Source organism: bacterium, assembly GCA_024742285.1.
Lineage (GTDB): Bacteria > Myxococcota_A > UBA9160 > UBA9160 > UBA4427 > UBA4427.
In genome coordinates, this window is sequence record JANSYR010000002.1 from 466,444 (window position 1) to 482,214 (window position 15,771).

Genomic DNA, 15,771 nt, shown 5'->3' on the forward strand with positions numbered 1-15,771 from the left:
TGAGGGATCATCAGCGCGCGAAGGCCCCTCGGCCGGCGCGCGAGGATAGCGGGAGGCGGAGCGGGGCGCTGCGCCTCGGCGGCCGGCAGCAGTGACGCAAGTTCAGCCGTCGTTTTACCCATGTTGGGTGGTTGGTGTCCGCGCGCGGCCGGCAGGGCGCGCGAGAGCGTGCTCAATCGGGTTTCGCCCGGCCGGGTCCGGTCCCTGCCTTGCAACGCCTCCGTCTCGGGAACGGGCCATCGGTCGCACCGGAGGCGGCGTGAGGCGGAGAGGACGAAAGATCGGACGGGCGGCGGCGCTTCGCCGTTCGGCCTGCCTGCGCGAAGAGGAGATCGCGGTCGTTCGACGCGCGCGCCGGATCGCCTGCGGCTTCGTGATCGGCCTGCTCGCGATCGCGTTCGCGGCGAGCGACGCGACCGCGACGCCGCTCGACCTGAGCGATCTCCGCGCCCGCTGGATCGAGGTGCGCTTCGAGATCTCCCCTGCCGACGAGCCGGGCAGCCTCGACCGCCTGTGGAGCGCGCCGCGTCGCGCGCGTCTCGAGCCGATCTCCGGGACGCGGAGCGTCTCGATCCGCGTCCCGGCGCCCGAGCTGGAGGCACAGCTCCGCTCGACGGGCACCGACGCGGTCGCGGGCAGCTTCACCGACTTCGTGTGGACCCTCGACCCCGTGACCGGCCACGTCCACAGTGCCGGATTCGCGGGGCGGGTCCACGAGCATCTCCGGTTGGGGCCGATCCGGACGAAGGCCGCGATCGACATCCGCGTCGACATGAACACCGAGGCCCACGCGGGCTTCGTCCCGAGCGCAGGCCTCTTCGGGGTCCGCACGCATCGCTTCTGCCGTCCCCAGGCTCGGGCCGGCTCCGGGTGCGTGGCCGTTCGTCCCGCGCGCTTCGATCCGGTCCGGGGCTACGTGAACGCGGTCGGTCGGGTCCACGCGGCCCACCCCCTGGCCGAGATCACGGCTTTCTCCCCGCTGGGCGAGGTCGAGTTCCGGGAGCGCGCGGAAGGCGGAACCGATTCGGCCCGCTCCGGCCCTTCTCTCCGGGAAGCGGTATGCTCTTCGGCGTTCGACCGCTCGTGTCCGGTCGACGGGGGGGACACATGAACACGATGATCCGCGGTGGACTGGGCGTACTCCTGGCCACCGCCCTGATCTCGCTGCTGACGACTCTATCGCTCGCGACGCCGGCGTTCGCGCAGTCGCAGCTCCACCAGATCACCTGGGCGCATGCCGAGCCCGAGACCGTCAGCCACTTCGTCATCCTGGTTTCGGAGACCGAGGGCCAGGTCGAAGGCGCGCGGGAAGAGAACGTCGGGAAGCCCCAGGGCGATGCGGTCGGCCGATACACGCTCTTCTCGGCGATGATCGCCTTCGAGCCGACGGAATTCCTGGCGGTCAGCGCCGTCGGGTTCGACGGCCGGCGTAGCGAGCCCTCCGACTGGGGCGCGATGCCGCCCACGCGGCCGGGCCAGCCGCTGCTGGTGGACTGAGTCCGGGCCGCTGCCCGGCTCGTCGGACTCCCGAGCGTAGATGATGGGATCGCCTCCTCGAGCGCGCCCGTGCCGTCCCGCGACACCCCTCGTCGCGCGGCGCGCGCTCGTTCTGGTTCTGGCCGCTGCCCTCGTCCTGGCGTTGGCCACCGGCTGCGCCGGTGGCGTGAATGGCAACCCCGGCGTGATCCATCACGTCGCTCGGGGCGAGAATCTCTACCGGATCGGGCTGCGCTACGGCGTACCCGCCAAGGAGATCGCGCGGGTCAACGGCATCCGCGACGTGACCGAGCTCCGTGTCGGACAACGGCTCTTCATTCCGAAGGGGGGCGGCAAGCGGACGCCCAACGTCTCGGCGAAGAAGCGCGATCGCGAGCCGCGACTCTCGGGCAACACGGCGGAGGCGCGTCGTCGCGCCGAGAAGAGCCGCAAGGAGAAGCGGGGTCTCGAGCTCGCCTGGCCGGTCAAGGGGAAGCTCAGCTCCAAGTTCGGACGTCGCTGGGGACGCAACCACGAGGGCATCGACATCTCGGCCCCGACCGGCACGCCGATCGTCGCCGCCGAGGCCGGCCGCGTGACCTTCGCGGGACGAAAGGGCGCCTACGGCAAGGTGGTCATCGTGAAGCACGCGGGTCGCTACCGCACGCTCTACGCCCACGCGAGCAAGCTCGTCGTGCGCAGCGGTCAGTTCGTCGAGCGCGGCCAGAAGATCGCCGAGGTCGGCTCGACCGGACGCTCGACGGCGCCGCACCTCCACTTCGAGGTCGTGCGCGCGGGGAACAAGCAGAACCCGCTCGGCTACCTGCCGTAGCTCCGGGCGGTCGGCGCTGGCCTCGCGCGCCGGGGCCCGCCTAGCGATCGGCTTCGAGCTTCTCCCGGAAGGCCTGCGCGGGGATCGCGCCGGAGAAGTGGAAGCCCTGCATCTCGTGGCAGCCCTGCGCAGCGAGGAACTCGGCCTGGTCGGCGTGGCTCACGCCTTCGGCGATGGGGTGCAGGTGGAGGTCCTGCGCCATGCGGATCACGTTGGCGAGCAGCTGACTGCCTTCGCCGTCCGGCGCGATCGTGTCGACGAGGCGACGGTCGAGCTTCAGCACGTCGATCGGCTGGCTCATCAGGACGGCGAGGGCCGAGTAGCCCTTGCCGAAGTCGTCGAGGACGATTCGGACGCCCATGCGGCGCAGCTCTTCGAGGCTCGAGGCCGTCGTGTCGTCGTCCCGGAGCAGGAGACTCTCGGTGATCTCGAGGTCGAGGAGCTGCGGCGGAAGGCCGGCGTGCTTCAGGGCGTCGACGACGGCCGTGAAGACGTCGTCCTGCTCGAACTGGAGCGGCGAGACGTTGACGGAGAGGCGGATGGGCTCGTCGCAGCTCGCGAGCCACATCGCGCCTTCCTGGCAGGCTCGCATGAGCGTCCATCGACCGAGGCTCGTGATGAAGCCCGTGTCCTCGGCGATGCGCAGGACCTCGTCCGGCGAGACCCGGCCGAGCGTCGGCGAGGACCAGCGGAGGAGGGCCTCCGCGCCCACGATCCGGTCCGTTCGGTAGTCGACCCGCGGCTGATAATGGAGCTCGATCTCTTCGCGGTCGAGGGCGGCGCGGAGCTCGTTCTCGAGGGAGAGGCGTCGGATCGCGCCGTCTTCCATCGACTGGGTGAAGAAACGAAAGCCGCCGCCGTTGCCCTTGGCCGCGTAGAGCGCGGCATCGGCCCGCTTGCGGAGATCGTCGGGGGTCTGACCGTCGCCCGGATAGACCGCGATGCCCGCGGAGGCAGAGGGGGTGAGGGTCTGGCCCAGCAGATCCACGGGCTGCTGCATCGCCGATAACATTCGTGCGGCGACGCGCTCCGCATCGGCGGGGCCGTGGATGCCCGAGAGCAGGACGGTGAACTCGTCGCCGCCGAGTCGGGAGACCAGGCCTTCCTGGTTTGCGCTGCCGTCGTGATCGAGACAGACCACGTCATGGGCGCGGACGGAGTCCGAGAGCCGCGCGGAGACCACGCGAAGGAGCTGGTCGCCCGCATCGTGTCCGAGGGTGTCGTTGATCAGCTTGAAGCGGTCGAGATCGATGTAGAGGAGGGCCAGCTGCTCGCGTTCGCGCTTGGCTCGGGCGAGCGCGTTGGCCAGGCAATCGTCGAAGTGGCGGCGGTTGCCGAGTCCCGTCAGCTCGTCGATGCGACTCCGCGCCTCGGCCTCGGCGAGCCGCTGCATGTGGTCGGTCGTGTCCTCGCACACGCCGAAGACGCGCGAAGAACTTCCTTCATGGATCGCTCCGAAAGCCCTGCCACGCGTACGGAAATGCCGCTGCTTTCCGTTCACGTCGGTCAGCCGGATCTGGACGCAGAAGGGGGTGCTCGACCGGGCCGCCTCGAAGAGCGTGCCGGCGAAGAGCGCGCGGTCGTCGGTGTGGATGCAGTCGAGGAGCGGCGTCGGCGCCATCGTGTCGCCGTCGTCGTCGTAGCCGATCAGGCGCTGGAGCTGGGGCGACGGACAGAAGGTGCCGGTGTCCGGTCGGAAGTCGAAGTAGACGAGGTCCATCGTCGACTCGAGCTGCTGGAGCGTCGTGGCCTGGCTCTTGAGCTCCTCGAACCGCTGCCAGCGCGCGAGCACGGCGCGGACGTGGTCGGCGACCCGTGCGAAGTCGATCGACGCCGGGAGGAGCTCGAAGACGTGATGGTCGACGCAGGGATGCGCGTTCTCGCTCTGCGGGGTGTGCAGCACGATGGCGGGCGCACCGGGAAACGTCTCGACGATCTGCTCGCAGGTGGCCGCGAACTCGAGGCCGCCTGCACCGGGCAGGAGGAGCACGACCATCGGGTCGAGTCGCGAGCGCGCGAGGTCGTACACGTGGAGTCCGCCGGCTTCCAGGTGGCGGACGATCTCCGCGACGCGCTCGTCGTCGGTCGCACTCCAGATCGCGACGTCGATTTGCCGCTCTTCGGGCATTCCCTCTCCCACGCATCCCGCGCACGCGCCCGGAGGGCTCGCGTCCGTACAGGACGGAAAGTCGCACCCGTCGCTCGACGGGCGGCGTTCCTGCGTGGGCTTATCGGATCATCCAGGCGGCTAGCTGTATATCCGCGAGGAAGATCGGGAGAAGAATCTAGACTGGCCGGGACGGATCGCTCCTGAACGGTGGCGCGACGCTTCCATTCAGAAACGCAGTTGCCGAAGTCCTGCGCGTGGGATGCCGATCGGTCAAGACGGCGCGCGCCAGGCGAGCGGCTTGTAGAGCACGCGTCCGTCGCCCTCGACCGCCCAGCCGACGATCGGGTTCAGGTGGTAGAGCGCGGCGCCGGGCCCGCGGGCATCGAGGAGCTGCCGAACCGTCGGCTGGACGTACCCGGTCTCGTCGATCGCGCGACTCGAGAGCTCCATCGGCGCGCCGTCGAACCGGAAGGGCAGGGTGAATCGCGTGTGTGCCTTCGGAAGCACCGGCCCCGCGAGCCTCGCCGCCTGCCACCGCTTGCCGCCGTCGAGGGAGACCTCCACGCGCGTGATCCGGCCGCGGCCGCTCCAGGCGATCCCGCGCAGCTCGTGCCAGCCGCGCTCGAGCACCGCCGGGTAGGTGGGCGTCGTGATGACCGACCGCGCGTCCATCGTGAAGCTGAACTGGCGGACCCGTCCGTTCCCGATCGGCTCGGTGTACTTCGACGTCTCCTCGCGGGTCATGAAGGGCCGGTCCGACACTTCGATGCGTCGGAGCCACTTGACGCTCGAGTTCCCCTCCCATCCCGGGTTGAAGAGCCGGATCGGGAATCCCTGGGCCGGCCGGAGCGGCTCGCCGTTCTGCGCGTAGGCCACGATCGAGTCGTCCTGAGCCTTCTCGATCGGGATCGAGCGGGTCATCACGGCCGCGTCCGACCCCTCGGCCAGGAGCCACTTCGCTCCGGGCTTCACGCCGGCCTCCCGAAGCAGCGTTACCAGCGCCACGCCGGTCCACTCGCTCTGACTCGTGAGGCCGCAGAGGAACTGCGGCGTCGTCTCTTCGCCCGCGTCGACGCGAAGGTTGCCCGAGCACTCGAGAAACGCGATCCGCGAGACGGCCGGGAAGCGGAGGAGATCGGCGGTGGAGAATTTGAGGGGCCGCTCGACCATCCCGTGGATCAGGAGCTCGTGGTGTGCGGGGTCGATCGCGGGGATGCCGGCGTGATGGCGTTCGAAGTGGAGGTCCGAGGGCGTGATCGTGCCGTGGAGATCCTGGAGTGGCGTTCCGGAGATCGAACCGAACGCCGAGAGGCGCTCGAGCCTGGCGTGAGGAGAACGTCCGCCGAGGGAAGAGGGCGGTCGGCCCGGGATCTTCGTCGGGTCCGCGGTCGGCGAATCGTCGGCGCCCGCGCGACCGGTCAGCGCGAGGCCTCCTGCGCCCGCCAGCGCCGCCAGCACGCGCCGTCGCGTCGGATCCTTCGGCGTCCGCGGTTCGTCGCTCATCGGATCTCCTTCCCGCCGCGCCGGTCGTCCGGCACGAAGCGATCCCGTGCCGGCATCTCGATCTTCGGGAGCGCGTCGCGATCGAGCCGCGCCTCCGCGGGCCACAGATCGTTCAGATGGAGGAGGTAGGCGGTCAGCGCGTAGACCTCGTCGTCGGAGAGCGAGCCCGGCCGCTCGAGGGGCATCGCGCGTCGCGTGTAGTCGAAGACCGTCGTCGCATACGGCCAGTAGCTCCCGATCGAGCGCGGCGCGCGCGGGTCCTCGCCGAAGGGGAAGGCGTCGCCCTCGACCCGGCCCGTGAGGCGATCGAAGGGCGTGCCGCGTCCGTCCTCGCCGTGGCAGTGGCGACACTTCGCTTCGTAGAGCGCGCGGCCTTCGTCGGCGGTGCCGCCTCCGTCGGGCAGGCCCGTGCCGTCGGGGCGGACGTCGATGTCGAGGCGGGCGATGTCGGCGTGGGTCGCGGGGCGGCCGAGGTCGAAGCGAGTGGGTTGGGCAGGGGTCGCGGGGTCGTTCGCGTGGAGTCCGCTGCAGGCGAGCAGCAGGACGACGAGCGTCGAGGCGGTCAGGGGCGACACGATCCGAATCACGGTTCGACGCTAGCGCAGCGGCGTTTCCGCCTGATGCGGCGGGCTCTCTGCTAGCCTCGGGCTTCGGCGTTCGATCGACGCCGCGCGCCCCCGTAGCTCAGATGGATAGAGCGTCGGTTTCCTAAACCGTGCGTCGCAGGTTCGAGTCCTGCCGGGGGCGCCAGGAAATCCAACACCTTAGGAGGAGCTTCTCGATGTCCCAGCTGCCCGAGTTGGCGGATAGTCTGCGAAAGCTCGCGGAATCGGGAACAGACTATCGGCTCTCGCGAATGTTCCTCAATCTCATCTACGAGCGTGCTGTCGAGCTCGGGCTCGATCCGGCCGACTTCGAGATGGAGACCTACGTCCTTCACGGCGGCGGGGGGACAGAGATGCCGACCTTCCGACACCGGTGCACTCGGATGCGTCACGGGCCGACGGAAGGGTATTTCTCCTTCGGGCGCGGAATCGACGAGGAGGGGTGCTGGACCTACCCCTGTGAATGGTCGCCATCCCATCGTGAGCGGACCAACTTCGGTTCGCCGCCCGATCGCGAGACGCAGGTGCATTTCGCGACGGAGGATTGGCTTACCGCGATCAAGGTGGAGAAGGAGTCTCCGAATCTCTGGGAAGGGGTTCAGCTAGCGATCGAGGCCTCCGCAGGTTCCGAAGGTCCGAACGAGCTTCTTGGGGTGGACGCGCGAATTGCATTCGCCAAGGACCTTGATGCGATTCAAAGCGACTTCGAGGAACGGTTCGCCGAGTCTCAGAGTGCGATCGACGATCTCCGAAAGGAGATCGACTTCCTGAAGGGGTCGACCCAAAGGCTGGGCTGGATCGATCTGAAACGATCCGCTGTCGCATCAGCGGTAACTCTCGGGATGCAACACGGCCCGGCCTTCGCCAGCGAACTGCTGCAGCGCATCCTTGCGGCGATCGAGCGCGTTCCAGAGCTGCCCGCTGGGATCGTGCTCTGATCTTGCGGTCACGAAAGACGGCTTCGACCTGTCTGCGGCGCTAGCCGGTTTTCGCTCGACGACGTAGCCATGGCGGCCACACAGGCTCTCGGCTCGCCACGTCGGCCGGTCGCGCCGATCGCAGCGGCGTCGGAGATCGGCTGGGGAGGAGCATATGGGGAAGCAGAAGAGGCACGTCGGCCGATGCGTCTACTGCGGCCACAGCGGAATGGTCACGCGAGACCATGTCCCGCCGAGAGGACTCTTCCCATCCGCGCTGCGTGGGGATCTTCCGATCGTGGATTCCTGCCGGGCCTGCAATCAGAGCTACGCACACGACATCGAATACGTGCGTGACTGCCTAGCTCTCGATGAGGACGTCGGCTCGACACCCTACGGCGTGGCTCTGTTCGAGGTCGCCCGCCGCAACGCTCGCCGCGGGTTCGGGCCGGCTCGAGGGCTGATCCGGGATGCGGAGCGCGTTGAGGTGCTCTCCCCGGAAGGCGTCGTCCTCGGCGAGCGGTTTCAGGTCGGTATCGACCGAGGCCGAATCCTGCACGTTGTCCGCCGCACCGTTCAGGGGCTTTGGGCGCACCATATCGGGCAGGTGCTGCCCCCGGAGCTGACTGTGAACTGCTGGATGGCTGGTGAGGTCGCCGACGTGGTTCTTGGCGAAGAGGAGCCTTGGATGTCGCTCCGCGAAGAGATCACGAGCGCGCCGCTCATGAGCCTTGCTAAGGGGGCCTTTGGCTACAGATTCGTGGTTGTTCCCGACCACAGTGAGGCATCGATCTGGTTCCTGCACTTCTACAGCGCGAAGACGTTCATCGGGATCACGCTCAACGAAGAAGTCGCGGAGGCGCGACGGCGGGAGCAGCGCGAGACTAGCTAGTGAGAGCAGCTTCCAGCGCCGCTGAAGCTTCTTCCTGCTGGCCGGGAAGCACGTGGGCGTACCGGTCGAGGGTAAAGGCGACTGTTGAGTGCCCGAGTCGCTCTGAGACGATCTTCGGGTTGACGCCCGATTCCAGCAGCAGCGTCGCGCACGTGTGGCGGCAGTCGTACCAGCGGAATCGCTTCTTCAGGTCCTCGGGAAGCTCGGCGGCCTTCAGAATCGGTTTCAGGACCCGACGCGAGAGGTTCGAGTTCCGGATCGGCTCGCCGAGCTCGCCCGCGAACACGAAGCCGTGGTCGTTGTAGGCCCGCTTCAGCTTCAGGCGCCACGCGAGCTGCGCCCGGCGCCAGCCGCGCAGATCTGCGGCGATCGAAGCGGGTAGGGGGATCCTGCGGCGGCTGAGCCGCGTCTTCGGCTCGCCAAGCTTCCATATCTTCCCACGCTTCCCGGTCCGCTTGTCGGGCTTCCCGTCGATCCAGGCCAGCGACCGCTCAACGCAGACGACGCCGGCTTCGAGGTCGCAGTCGTCCCAGCGAAGCCCCTGGACCTCGCCGGGACGCATGCCGGTCGCCATGGAAAAGACGAACACGAAGCCGCGGGGGACCGACTTGGCGGCCTCGCGGAATGCTCGCGCCTGCGCTGCTGAGAGGGCCAGCATCTCGGTTCGAGACTCCCGGGGCGCCTGGACCCCGTCGACCGGACTCGTCGCGATGTATCCCCACCTGACCGCCTGTCGGAGGGCCGCTCGCAGGACGGCGTGAGTGCGCCGGGCACCGTGCGCGCTCGGAAGTCCCTTCAGAAGCTGTTGGACGTCGATCGGCGTGACCTGGTTGAGCGGGCGCGCGCCGAGCGTCGCGCGAACCGGCTCGAGGAAACGCTGGTAGTCCTGGAGGGTCCGGGGCCTAACCCTGTCCTCGACCGCGTCCGAGATCCATCGATCGAGGTACTCGCTGAGCGGCAGCCGCGACGGCGTATGCAGCTCGCCAAGGTCGCGCTGCGTCAGCAGCTGCCGGAGAGCCTTCTCGGCGACCGCCTTCGTCCCATGAACTGTCTTCGACTCGTAGATCCGCTTTCCGGTGTCAGGATGGGTTCCGAGGTAGATCGTCACGAGCCACTTCTGGTCGCCGCGGCGCCGGATCTGACCGGAACGACGGCTCAAGCGGAAACCTCGCCCCGCGCGTCCGCCATCGCCTCGAGTGACTCCACGGCCGCGAACTGAAAGTCTCGGATGACGTCTTCGGAGACCATCTCGAAGTCGCCTCGCGCGACGTGTTCGCACAGAATCCACATCACGCGAGCGTGGTCGCGATGGCGCTCCTCCGTGGAGGTGCTGTAGCGGATGCGGACTCGCTGCCCATGGCACGCATCGAACGCAGCGGCCTGGAGCGCCTCGACGTCGTCGAGCAGGTAGTCGGCCTCGTCGTGATTGATGTCTGCCGCCCGGACGCGCACAGCGAGGGCCAGCCGTGACGTCGCAAACGAGATGAGATCGGCAGCAGTCGCCGCGCCGGGTTCCTCGTGGTCAGACGGCACTCCGAAATGGAGCTCGAGCTCGTGAAGACTGTCGTCTGCACAGCGATGATCCGCCGTCATGTCGTCGACGAGCATCCAGTCGAGCTCGTCGATGATCTCGGAGGCGATTCTGCAGTCCGGACGGTTCTCGAGGCTCGCGAGACCGTGTGCGCGGTTTGCGATCTGCGCCCGGAGTAGTGCGACAGACTGCGGGTCCCCGGCCACGATGAACTCGACCGTGCCGCCGTCGGCGGTGATTCCCGCAGCCGAGCGAAGTGCGTCGGCGTCGGCCAGGAGGGCGCGGACCTGGTCGCACAGCCAGTCATCCTCCGCGAGGAACGCGCGAGCGAGCGCCATGCGTCTTCGAGCTCGGGCCTCGAGCCACTCAACCGGCGACGACCGGTCGATCGTGTCGCGTTCTTCCACGCCGAGCTCGAGCTTGATCACATGGCAGTCCGTTCGCATGGATTCCCCTTCCTAGCGCCGCATCCTCCGCAGGTGCCGTCGCAACAGGTCCGCGACGTAGGCCGCGGGAGCCGTGTCGCCCGCGAGATCTGCGAGCTCTCTCGCCTCTGATTCCGTCAGCGAGATCATGATGCGCCGGTCGCGGCGCTGGTCAGAGGGGATGGGCTTGCGGCCCGCCCCCGGTCGTTTTCCACCCTTGGGAGACAATACGAACTCCTATGAATTCCTGCAACTTTCATTCATAAAGGACGAGCGCGTGTTGCTTTGGCGCGGGCCTCGCTTTGGTGTCGTGCTCCTCGCGCCACCGGCGGCAACTTCGCGGAGCCGGCGCGCGGCGCGGCGGTAGACTGCGACGCGAGCCGACTCGAACGTCCGAGCCTCGAGCAGAGGCTACGGAGCGATACCGTCGATCACCACCATGTGGCTGGGCCGAGCGATGATCATGTCTGCGCGGAGGTAGGCGCGGATCAGGACGCTCAGCGTCGAGAATCCCAGCCCCGACGCGGCGTCGGTTGCCTCGCGCGAGATCTCGATCGTGAGGCGGGTGCGCATCCCGACGAGGACCTCGTTGAAGACACCCACGTACGCCTCTGACGCGGCCGTCTCCGTGCCGTGCGTCAGATCGATCGGCACCTGGCCCGACGAGAAGCGCCGCATCTGCTGCCAGCTCTCCGGGCCAGCATTCGATAGGTAGCGTCCATTCCCATCCTTCTGGCGATCGATCTGCCCCCACGTTCGCGGAGCGTAGATTGCCGAGATCTGCCCTCGGCCGTTCGCCGATCGGACCATCTCTGCGGCTTGGCTGAAGTCGTCGAGATCGATCGCTGCGCCGTTCGTGCCGAGGTCGAGGATCTGGACCCCGGTCGTTCCCCGGATCCCCAGCATCTCGGCGCCCGAGCCCGAGCCGCGAAGGAGTCCGAGGTCTAGCGCGAGCCCGAGAGACTCGGACAGCGAACGCTGCACGACGTCGCCAGCGTTCGGCGAGTCCTCGATCAGCTCGACACTCATCGGCGTCATAGCCACGAGCGTCTTGGCCGTCAGTGTCTTCGGCCCGAACGCGACGTCCGAGGCGGTGATCGGTGCGTTCTCCGCGTGCCACTCGGACGTCGCGTCCGCCGTGACAGCGGCGAGCTTGAGCGTCGACGATTCCATCGGAAGGGTTCGCGCTCCGGCTCGAAGGACCTGGCTCTCGTTTCGCGAGAGATCGATCACGGCATTGGACAGGGGCTCCGGCACGAGGTGACCGCCAGCTGCGTCGACGCTGACCGTCATGGCGCGCTCCTCGGCCTCGGCGCCATGCCAGTTCCCCGTGACGAGACCTCGCAGATAGCGACCGAAATCGAGATCCGACGGCCGGATACCGTCCGGCAGGTTCGGTTCGCAAACGTCCGAGAGCCGCTCCGACGGCGCCAGGCTCCGGACTTGGTTGCCGTTCATGTCGCGGTACACGACGCCGCCACGGTCCTCGAGCTCGTTTGACCGAGGGGTTCGGTCGAGCGCGCCGAGGAGGCTATCTCGAGTGGCTGACTCGAGGCGCTCGATCGTCGTCATCATCCCCTCGGCGGCCTGTGTCACGTGTTCGTAGCGCTGCTCTTCGTCGGCTGAGAGCTTTCGCTGTTCACTCTCCGCTCGGTCGAGGATCTCGCGAGCGGACTCGATCAGCTCCATTCGTTCCGCCCTGAGGCGCTTGGCTTCCTGTGCGATCTGAACCATGGACATGGTTTGCCCTTTCGAGCAACGCCGGGCGCGACACGGAGCTACAGAGCACCGCAATCCATCGCCAAGCGTCGCTTGCGTTGAGGATTCGATCTCCGGAGTTCCGCGCTGGGGATACTCGTTCGAGCGAAGTCGTTTTCTATCTGTTGGGGTTCGATCGGCGACGGAGTCGTCGGCGTTCCGCGCTGGGGATACGCGTCTCGATCGTGATTCCAACGTACTGCAGGATCGCGGGGAATCAACTTGCGAACCTCTCGATTCCGACCGCGGCGATTTCAAGCTGCAGCAGCTTGCAGAGATAGATCGCCCAGACGTTCCCGGGCGTTTCGATGAGCGAAGCCTCCGCACGCTCGACTGCGAAATAGATCGCCTTCATGTCTCGCTCGGAAGCGCCCTCGAGGTCGAGTTCAAAGCTCGTGATCGACCGGTCCCGACGCTCGAGCACGTCGACGAGCGCTGAGCAGAGATCTCCGTCGGACGGGTAGTCGGTCAGCGAGCTGATGAGGGCCGAGATGCCGGCTCGTTCTACTCGCGCGAGATCGACGTCAATTCGCATAGCCGAGCTCCCCGCGCTCGACGTGCTCGAAGATCGCCCAGTGGGTGTGGATCTCGAGCAGGTGCACGAAGAGCAGCGCGAACTGCGCCGTTCCGTACCTCCCTCGGATCTCCTGGCGCGCGAGCTGCAGCACTTCGAGCGTCGCCCGCAAGGCGTCGGTTTCGACGACGTCGAGCGAAAGATCCACCCCGAACGGGTCCACGAGACCGTCTGTAGGGCCGCTCTCGAGACCGCCCATCACGCGGAGCTGCCTTTCGAGCTCGCGAACCGGCAGAGTTGACGGAGTCAGCCGCGCCAGTGTCTCCAGGAGCAGCGCCGTCGGTGCGCGCTCCAGTTTTCGCATCGAGAAGATGATCGTCATCGCGTGTTTCTCCCGTGTGTCGCTTCGACTTTTGAACCCGTCCCCATCTCTCCGTCCCCACCCCCCGCGGTATCGGTCCCCTCAGGCTGTAGAGATTTGACCGCCCCTCCCGGTGGCGGCGGATGTCCGATCAGCGCGCGCGTCGATTCGCGGGGGACCGAAGTCGGAGACACGCACTCGCCGCGAGGCGAGGCGCGGGCCGCGCGGCATGGAGCGCACAGCGGCGTGAGGCTCGCGATCACCTCGCTCAGATCGACCGCATCGCCGCCAGCGAACTCGACGTGCGTCGCTGGCTTCTGGCGGCACTCTCGACACATGGGGTCGAAGGCGAGGAGGGCGCGCCTGGCGGTGCGCCAGTGAGTACCGGATCTGATGGGGCCGGCGGGGGGGCGGTTCGACGCCGGTCGTATGGGGGGAGGGGGAGGGTCCGGCTGGCATGTGCGGTGGCCCGCTACCGCCCCCTGGCACGGTTGTCCCTCATCCAACATTTCCAGGGGGTTACGGTATAAGCGTGTGGCACGGTTGGACTGGTTGGGAGGGCCGGCGAGAGGCGAGCGTGCCAACCGTGCCAGCTGGGCCACGCGCGTCATGACGCCCCCTTCCGTTGGTACTGCCATCGCCCGTCGCTGCGCTTCTTGCTCTCGACGCCAGCCGCGTCCTTCGCGCGCTTCACCGTTCGCATCGAATGCCCCGCGGCTTCGGCGGCTGCCTCGACGTCAGCTGACAACACCGGGCCTTCCGCGACTAGATGGCGCAACCACTCCGTTGCGCTCTCGCGCGCGGGCGCCGGCACCGGCCGATTGACGCTGCCGATGATCTCGTCCGCGTCCCATGAGACGCGCCCGAGCCAATCGACTCGTGAGGTATCACCCGCCGGCCCCTCGACAGATGCGATTCGGTAGCCGAGCGACTGGGTCTGCATGGGCGGCGCGAGATTCGACTTCGTGACTGCGAGGACTCGGCGATCGCCATCGTCGGGGTCGGTGCCGGCGACGAGGCCAGAGCGCGCAGTCCCGATGATCGCGATCGAATCCGTCCCGCGATAGAGCGCCCGGCCGTTCTTCACGTCCTTGTTGAGGTGCCGCACGAGAACGACCGCGCAGCCCGTGTCGGAGGCCGCTCGCTTGATCCGGCTCATAGCCTGCGCCGTCGACTGTGTGTTCTTGGTCCTGGTCGAGGTGCCGGCGAACGTCGCGAACGGGTCGACGATCAACAGCTGCGCGCGCAGGTAGGCGATCGTCGCGATGAGCTCGTCCGTCGCGTCCACGACTGAGGGCAGTCCATCGTCCATGTCGATGACGTGAACGCGCTCGAGGTCTGCGCCGGCCGCTTCGACTCGCGGGCGAATCGTGTCGTCGGGGTCATCCTCTGCGGTCATGATGATGACGTCGCCCTGCGAGCCCTGGGAGCCGTCAGGCATCGAAGCACCGCTCGACACTCGGGCGGCGAGGTCTGCAAGGATGGTCGACTTTCCGACCCCAGGGTCGCCGTCGAACGTCGTGATCTTCCCGAGCGGGATGCGGCCTGGCCAAAGCCACTGGACGGCCCTCGGCGTCACGTCGGCGAGGCGCGTGGTCGAGAGCGGCGGCGCGACGAGCACTGCTGGTGACGCCGAAGGCGTCGTTCCGCAGAGGTCGTGGATCGCCCCGACCCGATCGTCGAGCGAGTCGCTCAGCGCGAGCGTTTCGAGAGGTGATCGGGTCGCCGACTCCACGCGCGACCGATCTCAGCCAACCGTCGATCGAGACTGGCTGTGCGTCGGATCGGCCGTCGGGCCACCCTCTCGAATCCACTTCTCGAGCTCGGACTCGGAGAAGCGAACGGTTCGCCCGAAGCGCACCGACGGGATCTGCCCGAGGCGTGCGAGCTCATAGACGCGCCAGGTGCTCGATCCGAGTAGCTCGGCGACCTCGTTGGCCCTGAGTAGCTTTTCCATCGCTGGTGTCCTCCTCGCTAGCTGCGACGAGGGCACTATGCGTGAGAGCGACGGCGATCACCCGGGCAGACAACGTGCGGGGATACATGCCTGCCCGAACGAGCGCAGGCGACGCAGACCCTAGGTACCGGAGGTCCGCGCGGGAAGGCTGAAGAAGCCGGGCTCCCCCGCCTTAGGTCGGTGCACCTTGAGGTAGGCGATGCAGGCGTCGGTGCTTGCGAACCCGAACTCCCGTGTCGTCGATTCGATCGCTTCACGCGGCGTCAAGCGTCGGCGCCGGCGGTCGGTCAGCCGCTGGAGCTCACCCATCTGACTCAGGTAGAACTCGATTACTGCGCAGGAGTCCTTCGGTGGACGGCCACCCGCGACATCGCCCCTGGCGACTCCGGCGATTCGCGCCGCCTCCGCGGTCGTTGGTGCCTGGCGCGCACGGCGGAAGGCCTCATCCCGCCGCTCCACGGCCTCGCCGCGCGGCAACCAATGTGCCGCGAGGGCGAGTGCTTCTGCAAGCGCCTCGAGGTCTCGATGCTCGACGGTCAGCGCGCGCAGCTCGTCCGCAGCCGCGTCGGGATCTTCGAAGGTGAGGTCGTTGAGGAGCTCGTCGACGCGCGTTCGCAGCCTCTCGATCTGCTCGGTTCGGGCCTCTTCGGAGCCCGGTCTCGAGCTGGGCGGGTCCAGCGAGAGCGGTGCCGAGCGCCGGTCGGCATCGCCTGAGTCAGTCTGCGAGTCGTCTGCGAACTCCGCCATCCGGACCCAACGATACCCAAACTGGCCCAGTCGGCGGATCAGGAAATCCGAACAAGTTCAACGGCTACCCATCGCGCCCAATCTGCGCTCATGGCTTGGACCGGATTCCTAAACCGTGCGTCGCAGGTTCGAGTCCTGCCGGG

The 15,771-nt window shown here is 67.7% G+C and carries 16 protein-coding genes and 1 tRNA gene; 6 read left to right on the top strand and 11 right to left on the bottom strand.

Annotated features, from left to right (window positions below; genetic code table 11):
- Positions 1-259 precede the first annotated feature (259 nt).
- The 3 genes from NXI30_05855 to NXI30_05865 are packed head-to-tail and all read left to right on the top strand — an operon-like array spanning position 260 to position 2,308.
- On the top strand, positions 260-1,111 hold the full coding sequence (locus tag NXI30_05855) for a hypothetical protein (GenBank protein MCR9093718.1): 852 nt from the start codon (positions 260-262) through the stop codon (positions 1,109-1,111).
- Positions 1,108-1,497, top strand: a complete 390-nt coding sequence (locus NXI30_05860; protein ID MCR9093719.1) for a hypothetical protein — start codon at positions 1,108-1,110, stop codon at positions 1,495-1,497. Before NXI30_05855 ends, NXI30_05860 begins: the two co-directional genes overlap by 4 nt.
- Positions 1,498-1,537: 40 nt before the next feature.
- Positions 1,538-2,308: a LysM peptidoglycan-binding domain-containing M23 family metallopeptidase gene (locus tag NXI30_05865; protein MCR9093720.1), complete on the top strand. Its 771-nt coding sequence runs from the start codon at positions 1,538-1,540 to the stop codon at positions 2,306-2,308.
- A 40-nt stretch (positions 2,309-2,348) separates the two neighbouring features.
- Here the strand turns inward: NXI30_05865 and NXI30_05870 are convergent, their stop codons facing one another.
- The 3 genes from NXI30_05870 to NXI30_05880 all read right to left on the bottom strand — a co-directional run bounded on the left by NXI30_05870 (position 2,349) and on the right by NXI30_05880 (position 6,508).
- Positions 2,349-4,436: an EAL domain-containing protein gene (locus NXI30_05870; GenBank protein MCR9093721.1), complete on the bottom strand. Its 2,088-nt coding sequence runs from the start codon at positions 4,434-4,436 to the stop codon at positions 2,349-2,351.
- Between the two features lie 252 nt (positions 4,437-4,688).
- Positions 4,689-5,921 (bottom strand): sulfite dehydrogenase, encoded by a 1,233-nt coding sequence (gene soxC / locus NXI30_05875; GenBank protein MCR9093722.1) that lies wholly within the window; start codon positions 5,919-5,921, stop codon positions 4,689-4,691.
- On the bottom strand, positions 5,918-6,508 hold the full coding sequence (locus tag NXI30_05880; protein ID MCR9093723.1) for a cytochrome c: 591 nt from the start codon (positions 6,506-6,508) through the stop codon (positions 5,918-5,920). Before NXI30_05880 ends, soxC begins: the two co-directional genes overlap by 4 nt.
- Before the next feature lie 86 nt (positions 6,509-6,594).
- On the opposite strand from NXI30_05880, the gene NXI30_05885 reads away from it, so the two are divergent.
- The 3 genes from NXI30_05885 to NXI30_05895 all read left to right on the top strand — a co-directional run bounded on the left by NXI30_05885 (position 6,595) and on the right by NXI30_05895 (position 8,335).
- Positions 6,595-6,671 (top strand) — tRNA-Arg (locus tag NXI30_05885).
- A gap of 31 nt (positions 6,672-6,702) precedes the next feature.
- Positions 6,703-7,464 (top strand): hypothetical protein, encoded by a 762-nt coding sequence (locus NXI30_05890; protein ID MCR9093724.1) that lies wholly within the window; start codon positions 6,703-6,705, stop codon positions 7,462-7,464.
- 154 nt (positions 7,465-7,618) lie between these two features.
- Positions 7,619-8,335, top strand: a complete 717-nt coding sequence (locus NXI30_05895; protein ID MCR9093725.1) for an HNH endonuclease — start codon at positions 7,619-7,621, stop codon at positions 8,333-8,335.
- Here the strand turns inward: NXI30_05895 and NXI30_05900 are convergent.
- From NXI30_05900 to NXI30_05935, 8 genes are all read right to left on the bottom strand, one after another.
- Positions 8,328-9,494 carry a site-specific integrase gene (locus NXI30_05900; GenBank protein MCR9093726.1) on the bottom strand — a complete coding sequence of 389 codons (1,167 nt, stop codon included), beginning with the start codon at positions 9,492-9,494 and terminating at the stop codon, positions 8,328-8,330. The genes NXI30_05895 and NXI30_05900 overlap by 8 nt on opposite strands.
- On the bottom strand, positions 9,491-10,312 hold the full coding sequence (locus NXI30_05905) for a hypothetical protein (protein ID MCR9093727.1): 822 nt from the start codon (positions 10,310-10,312) through the stop codon (positions 9,491-9,493). Before NXI30_05905 ends, NXI30_05900 begins: the two co-directional genes overlap by 4 nt.
- 390 nt (positions 10,313-10,702) lie before the next feature.
- Positions 10,703-12,031, bottom strand: coding sequence for a phage major capsid protein (locus NXI30_05910; GenBank protein ID MCR9093728.1), 1,329 nt, complete (start codon positions 12,029-12,031; stop codon positions 10,703-10,705).
- A 235-nt stretch (positions 12,032-12,266) separates the two neighbouring features.
- Positions 12,267-12,584, bottom strand: coding sequence for a hypothetical protein (locus NXI30_05915; protein MCR9093729.1), 318 nt, complete (start codon positions 12,582-12,584; stop codon positions 12,267-12,269).
- Positions 12,574-12,945 (bottom strand): hypothetical protein, encoded by a 372-nt coding sequence (locus NXI30_05920; protein MCR9093730.1) that lies wholly within the window; start codon positions 12,943-12,945, stop codon positions 12,574-12,576. Before NXI30_05920 ends, NXI30_05915 begins: the two co-directional genes overlap by 11 nt.
- 586 nt (positions 12,946-13,531) lie before the next feature.
- Positions 13,532-14,545, bottom strand: a complete 1,014-nt coding sequence (locus tag NXI30_05925) for an AAA family ATPase (protein ID MCR9093731.1) — start codon at positions 14,543-14,545, stop codon at positions 13,532-13,534.
- A gap of 126 nt (positions 14,546-14,671) precedes the next feature.
- Positions 14,672-14,881, bottom strand: coding sequence for a helix-turn-helix domain-containing protein (locus tag NXI30_05930; GenBank protein ID MCR9093732.1), 210 nt, complete (start codon positions 14,879-14,881; stop codon positions 14,672-14,674).
- A gap of 120 nt (positions 14,882-15,001) precedes the next feature.
- Positions 15,002-15,628, bottom strand: coding sequence for a hypothetical protein (locus NXI30_05935; protein MCR9093733.1), 627 nt, complete (start codon positions 15,626-15,628; stop codon positions 15,002-15,004).
- Positions 15,629-15,771: the final 143 nt, after the last annotated feature.